This is a genomic window from Nitratidesulfovibrio liaohensis (assembly GCF_011682075.1).
GTDB classification, from domain to species: Bacteria; Desulfobacterota; Desulfovibrionia; order Desulfovibrionales; family Desulfovibrionaceae; genus Cupidesulfovibrio; species Cupidesulfovibrio liaohensis.
This window is the reverse complement of sequence record NZ_VSMK01000257.1, coordinates 1-3,963: the sequence shown is the minus strand read 5'-3', so window position 1 is coordinate 3,963 and position 3,963 is coordinate 1. Positions and strand designations below refer to the sequence as shown.

The following is a 3,963-nucleotide window of genomic DNA, read 5'->3' as shown; positions in this document are numbered from 1 at the left end:
CGGACGACAGCCCGGCCCCGCGCACGCTGCCCTGAGGTGCTGGCCGGGGGCCCCCCCGGCCAGCCGAACGATGCGTTGCGTCCGGACGATACGCCGGATGGCGCGTCCGTGCGGCGCCCACGGCGACATCCCCGGTAACGTCCCGGATGGCGCGAACCCGCTGATACGGGTATGATGGTCAAATGTGCCGACCCCGGCATGCTGGGCCGGACAGGCCAGGTCGGATGCGCCCCGCCCGCCAGGCCGCCCGCCAGTCCGTCAGTCAATCCTCCCGGAAGGCAGGCACGGCAAAAGAGGTCGGCCGCGCTCCGAGGGGCTGGAACGCGGCCGACGCTGCAAGGGGGAGGATGAGTGGCCGGGTTGCCCGTGCCGCGTCCCTTCGGCGATACGCATGCTGCCGTACGTATCTCCCGGGTTTGGGTCCCGTACGCGGATACGGGGCGGAAGCGGCGTGGAGACCGTAAACGGGTTTCCGGGGCACCACGCTTCCACCCTAGCACGGCGCGATGCCCCGGCAATGATAACTTCGCCGCAACGGCGACATCTTTGCACACCGCGCACCCATTGGAGTTGCCCATGTACGATGCCGAAACCCTGGGAAAATATGCCGACGTCATGCTGTGGGGCCTGGCGCGCGGGCGCCGCGCCCCCCTGCGCAAGAGCGACTTCGTGCTGGTGCGCTTCGACCTGCCGGGCCTGCCCCTGGCCGAGGAGTTGTGCGGCAGGCTGCACGACATGGGCATGATTCCCGTGCCGCGCATGCAGCCCACCCCGCGCATGGAGCACGATTTTTACGCCAAGGCCAACAACAAGCGGCTGACCACGCTGATCCCCGGCGAACGCGACCTGTACAGCCACCTTGGCGGTTGCATCACCATCATAGCGCCGGAATCGCTCACCCACCTCGCCTCCATCGAGCCGGAGCGCATAGCCATGACCCAGGCCGCCCGCCGTCCGTTGCAGGACATTGCCCACCTGCGCGAGGACATGGGCGCCTACGGCTGGACCCTGTGCATCTGGCCCACGGCGGCGCTGGCCGGACAGGCCGGGCTTTCGCTGGCCGACTACGCCGACGAGGTGCGCCGGGCCTGCCTGCTGGGCGAGGCAGACCCCGCCGCCACCTGGGCCAGAGTGGCAAAACAGGCCGAGACCATCCGCACGAAACTGGACGAACTGGGCGATGCCACCCTGCACGTGGAGGCCGACGGCACCGACCTGCGCCTGCGCGTGGGCCGCATGCGCCGCTGGGCCGGGGTGACCGGCCGCAACATTCCCAGCTTCGAACTGTACGTCTCGCCCGACTGGCGCAGCGTGGAGGGGGTATACACCGCCGATCTGCCGTCGTTCCGTTCCGGCAACATCGTGCAGGGGGTGCGGCTGGAATTTCGGCAGGGCCGGGTGGTGCGGCTGGATGCCGAACAGGGCGAAGGCTTTGCCACCGGGCAGCTGAACGGCGACCCCGGCGCGGCCATGCTGGGCGAATTCGCCCTGGTGGACCGGCGCTTCTCGCGCATCACCCGGTTCATGGCCAACACCCTGTACGACGAGAACCACGGCGGCCCGCACGGGTCCATGCACGTGGCCCTGGGCCAGTCGTACGCCAACACATTTTCCGGACCGTCCGACGAACTGACCGCCGATGCCCGGCGCGACCTGGGCTTCAACAGCTCCAGCCTGCACTGGGACCTGGTGGCCACCACCCCGCGCAGGGTCACCGCCGTTACGCCGGGGGGGGCCCGCGTGGTGATCTACGAGGATGGCGAGTTCCGGTTGTAGGCAGTTCCCAGGCGCGTTCCTCTTTATACGCCTCCGCCCGCCAAGGGCGCACGAAAACCATCCACCGCCAGCAGGACACACGCAAAGGGAACCCGCATGGCCCGCGACATGATCCAGGAAAAGGTCTACGGCTCGGTGTGGCCCGCCGGGCAGGCCATGCTGCGCGCGGCGGCCACGGCCATCGGCGAGGAATGGGTGGAACTGGAGGGCGACCTTTTGCGCATCGCCTACGAAGGCCCGTACTGCGACGCGCAGGAACTGGCCGACGCCATCGCCCCGCACCTGACCCCGGACTGCCAGGGCCGCATCGACCACATCGACATGGACGCCTGGCGGCTGACCCGCTACCTGATCACCGGCACACAGATGAAGAAGTCCAGCGCCGGGCTGAACCACGTGCTGGCCTATTCCGGGCACTAGCGGAATGCGGGGGCGGCTGCCCCGCCAGGCCCCGCGCCACCGGCCTGCCACCACCGCCCGCCCGTCTCTCGCCTGCGGCCCGCCTTCACCCGTCTGGCTCTGATCTGGCTCTGGTCTGGCCTCGCAGCCGCCCGCCACGCAGCCTGTCCCGCATCCGCTCTTACCCGCCAATCTTGCCCCCGCGCCTTGCCCCCGCCTGCACGCTGTGCCAAGGTGGCGCAGAATCCGTGGTGCGCGCCGCCGTCTGGCGACGGTACGGGCAACGGCGGTACAGGGCGGCCACGGCCCGCGATACACCGCCATCACGACACGAAGGGAGGCACGCCATGCCGAGAGACGTCGAACTCGTCCTGCACGGGGAACCGGTCACCGAGGGTGCGGGCGTGCGGCTGCGCCGCATGTTCGGCTACTACGAGGCCCCCATGTTCGACCCGTTCCTGCTGCTGGACGACTTTCGCTCCGACAGGCCGGAAGACTTCATCAAGGGTTTTCCGTGGCACCCGCACCGGGGCATCGAGACCATCACCTACATCCTGCGCGGCGACGTGGAACACGGCGACAGCATGGGCAACAAGGGCGTCATTTCCTCCGGCGACGTGCAGTGGATGACGGCGGGCAGCGGCATCATCCACCAGGAAATGCCCAAGGGCGACGCGCATGGCGCCATGCACGGGTTCCAGTTGTGGGCCAACCTGCCCGCCAGCCACAAGATGATGGAGCCGCGCTACCGCAGCATCACGGCGGCGGAAATCCCCGTGGCGCAACTGCCGCAGGGCGTGACGGCAAAGGTCGTCGCCGGGACGGCGCACGGCGCGGCAGGACCGGTGACGGGACCGGCGGCGGACATCATCACCGACCCCGGCTACCTGGACCTGACCATTCCGGCGGGGGTGACGCACGCGCACCCCGTGCCGCACGGCCATACCGCCATCGCCTATGTCATTGACGGAACCGGGGCGGTCATCGGTACCGCCGCAGAAAAGGACGGGGGGATGGCTGGGGGAAAGGACGGGGAAACTGCCGTGGCCAACCGCACCTTAATATTGTTCCGACGGTCCGAGAGCGCCAATCCTGCGAAAGGGGACCCCAATCCCGGGGATGGCGGTGACTCCGTGGCCTTCCGGGCGGGCGCGGACGGCTTGCGCCTTTTGCTGTTCACGGGACGCCCGTTGGGAGAGCCCGTGGCCTGGCGCGGCCCCATCGTCATGAACACCGACGCCGAACTGGAAACCGCGTTCCGCGAGGTGCGGGCGGGCACCTTCATCCGCCACCCCGCTCCCGCCGGACTGGGCCGGTAGAAGGCGTCGCGCCGCATCCGGTCCGTCGGACGCGTCCCGTCGGTCATGCCGACGAGAGGCAAGGGCCAACGGGACCTCGCGGGAACGGACGGCCAACGCGCGGCGGCAGGCAAAAGGAGGCGACATGGCCACGGTGCACAAGGCTCGCAAGATCGGGCTCGCGGCGGCGCGAGCCTTCGTGGAAGGGCGCACGGGCATCGTTCTGGACGTCATGGTGCCGGAGCACTTCGAACAGCGGCACATTCCCGGCGCGGCACAAGCCTGCGTGCACGAGGTGGTGTTCTGCGATGCCGTGGCCGCACTGGCCCCGGACCGGACAGTGCCGGTGCTGGTCTACGGCGCGGGCGCTGGCTCGCTGGACGGGCGCATGGCCGCAGAAAAACTGCTGCGCCAAGGGCACACCGACGTGCGCTGGTTTGCGGGCGGGCTGGAGGCATGGTGCGCTGCGGGCCTGCCGCTGGAGGGCGGC

The 3,963-nt window shown here is 69.4% G+C and carries 4 protein-coding genes; all 4 read left to right on the top strand.

Features of this window, described 5'->3' with window-relative positions; genetic code table 11:
• The first annotated feature begins 576 nt into the window (after positions 1-576).
• Positions 577-1,776, top strand: coding sequence for an aminopeptidase (locus FVW27_RS09750; protein ID WP_167124717.1), 1,200 nt, complete (start codon positions 577-579; stop codon positions 1,774-1,776).
• A 96-nt stretch (positions 1,777-1,872) separates the two neighbouring features.
• Positions 1,873-2,196 (top strand): hypothetical protein, encoded by a 324-nt coding sequence (locus FVW27_RS09745; protein WP_167124715.1) that lies wholly within the window; start codon positions 1,873-1,875, stop codon positions 2,194-2,196.
• A gap of 326 nt (positions 2,197-2,522) precedes the next feature.
• Positions 2,523-3,494 (top strand): pirin family protein, encoded by a 972-nt coding sequence (locus tag FVW27_RS09740; protein WP_167124713.1) that lies wholly within the window; start codon positions 2,523-2,525, stop codon positions 3,492-3,494.
• A 124-nt stretch (positions 3,495-3,618) separates the two neighbouring features.
• The coding region (locus FVW27_RS09735; RefSeq protein WP_167124711.1) for a rhodanese-like domain-containing protein at positions 3,619-3,963 on the top strand (345 nt) is incomplete at its 3' end.